This is a genomic window from Streptomyces sp. NPDC007205, assembly GCF_040634095.1.
Taxonomy (GTDB): Bacteria; Actinomycetota; Actinomycetes; order Streptomycetales; family Streptomycetaceae; genus Streptomyces.
In genome coordinates, this window is the sequence record NZ_JBEYEW010000108.1 from 1 (window position 1) to 2,030 (window position 2,030).

At 57.1% G+C, this 2,030-nt stretch carries 2 rRNA genes (1 of these 2 running past the window's edge); both read right to left on the reverse strand.

The window, feature by feature from the left end:
- Positions 1–107 (reverse strand): 5S ribosomal RNA (rrf, locus tag ABZ624_RS41875); the annotation flags it as partial.
- 95 nt (positions 108–202) lie between these two features.
- Positions 203–2,030: ribosomal RNA gene (locus ABZ624_RS41880) — 23S ribosomal RNA — on the reverse strand; it runs 1,364 nt beyond the window's last position.

Sequence of the window (2,030 nt, forward strand, 5' to 3'; positions counted from 1 at the left end):
GTCCTACTCTCCCACAGGGTCCCCCCTGCAGTACCATCGGCGCTGTGAGGCTTAGCTTCCGGGTTCGGAATGTAACCGGGCGTTTCCCTCACGCTATGACCACCGAAACACTATGAAACTGTTGAACATGTGCCGCACCACGCCGTGACCGGACGTGGGGCCGTTCGTGGTTTCAGAACCAACACAGTGGACGCGAGCAACTGAGGACAAGCCCTCGGCCTATTAGTACCGGTCACCTCCACCAGTTACCTGGCTTCCAGATCCGGCCTATCAACCCAGTCGTCTACTGGGAGCCTTACCCCATCAAGTGGGTGGGAGTCCTCATCTCGAAGCAGGCTTCCCGCTTAGATGCTTTCAGCGGTTATCCCTCCCGAACGTAGCCAACCAGCCATGCCCTTGGCAGAACAACTGGCACACCAGAGGTTCGTCCGTCCCGGTCCTCTCGTACTAGGGACAGCCCTTCTCAAGACTCCTACGCGCACAGCGGATAGGGACCGAACTGTCTCACGACGTTCTAAACCCAGCTCGCGTACCGCTTTAATGGGCGAACAGCCCAACCCTTGGGACCGACTCCAGCCCCAGGATGCGACGAGCCGACATCGAGGTGCCAAACCATCCCGTCGATATGGACTCTTGGGGAAGATCAGCCTGTTATCCCCGGGGTACCTTTTATCCGTTGAGCGACGGCGCTTCCACAAGCCACCGCCGGATCACTAGTCCCGACTTTCGTCCCTGCTCGACCCGTCGGTCTCACAGTCAAGCTCCCTTGTGCACTTACACTCAACACCTGATTGCCAACCAGGCTGAGGGAACCTTTGGGCGCCTCCGTTACTCTTTAGGAGGCAACCGCCCCAGTTAAACTACCCATCAGACACTGTCCCTGATCCGGATCACGGACCCAGGTTAGACATCCAGCACGACCAGACTGGTATTTCAACGACGACTCCACACACACTGGCGTGCATGCTTCACAGTCTCCCAGCTATCCTACACAAGCCGAACCGAACACCAATATCAAACTGTAGTAAAGGTCCCGGGGTCTTTCCGTCCTGCTGCGCGAAACGAGCATCTTTACTCGTAGTGCAATTTCACCGGGCCTATGGTTGAGACAGTCGAGAAGTCGTTACGCCATTCGTGCAGGTCGGAACTTACCCGACAAGGAATTTCGCTACCTTAGGATGGTTATAGTTACCACCGCCGTTTACTGGCGCTTAAGTTCTCAGCTTCGCCACCCCGAAGAGTGACTAACCGGTCCCCTTAACGTTCCAGCACCGGGCAGGCGTCAGTCCGTATACATCGCCTTACGGCTTCGCACGGACCTGTGTTTTTAGTAAACAGTCGCTTCTCGCTGGTCTCTGCGGCCACCCCCAGCTCGAGGAGCAAGTCCTCTCACCAAGCGTGGCCCCCCTTCTCCCGAAGTTACGGGGGCATTTTGCCGAGTTCCTTAACCATAGTTCACCCGAACGCCTCGGTATTCTCTACCTGACCACCTGAGTCGGTTTAGGGTACGGGCCGCCATGAAACTCGCTAGAGGCTTTTCTCGACAGCATAGGATCATCCACTTCACCACAATCGGCTCGGCATCAGGTCTCAGCCTCGTGTGCGACGGATTTGCCTATCGCACGGCCTACACCCTTACCCCGGGACAACCACCGCCCGGGATGGACTACCTTCCTGCGTCACCCCATCACTCACCTACTGCAAGTCTGGTTCGTCGGCTCCACCACTTTCCATTCCCCGAAGGGTCCGGAACGGCTTCACGGACTTAGCATCGCCTGGTTCGATGTTTGACGCTTCACAGCGGGTACCGGAATATCAACCGGTTATCCATCGACTACGCCTGTCGGCCTCGCCTTAGGTCCCGACTTACCCTGGGCAGATCAGCTTGACCCAGGAACCCTTAGTCAATCGGCGCAAACGTTTCTCACGTTTGTATCGCTACTCATGCCTGCATTCTCACTCGTCAACCGTCCACAACTACCTTCCGGTGCTGCTTCACCCGGCAGACGACGCTCCCCTACCCATCGTAC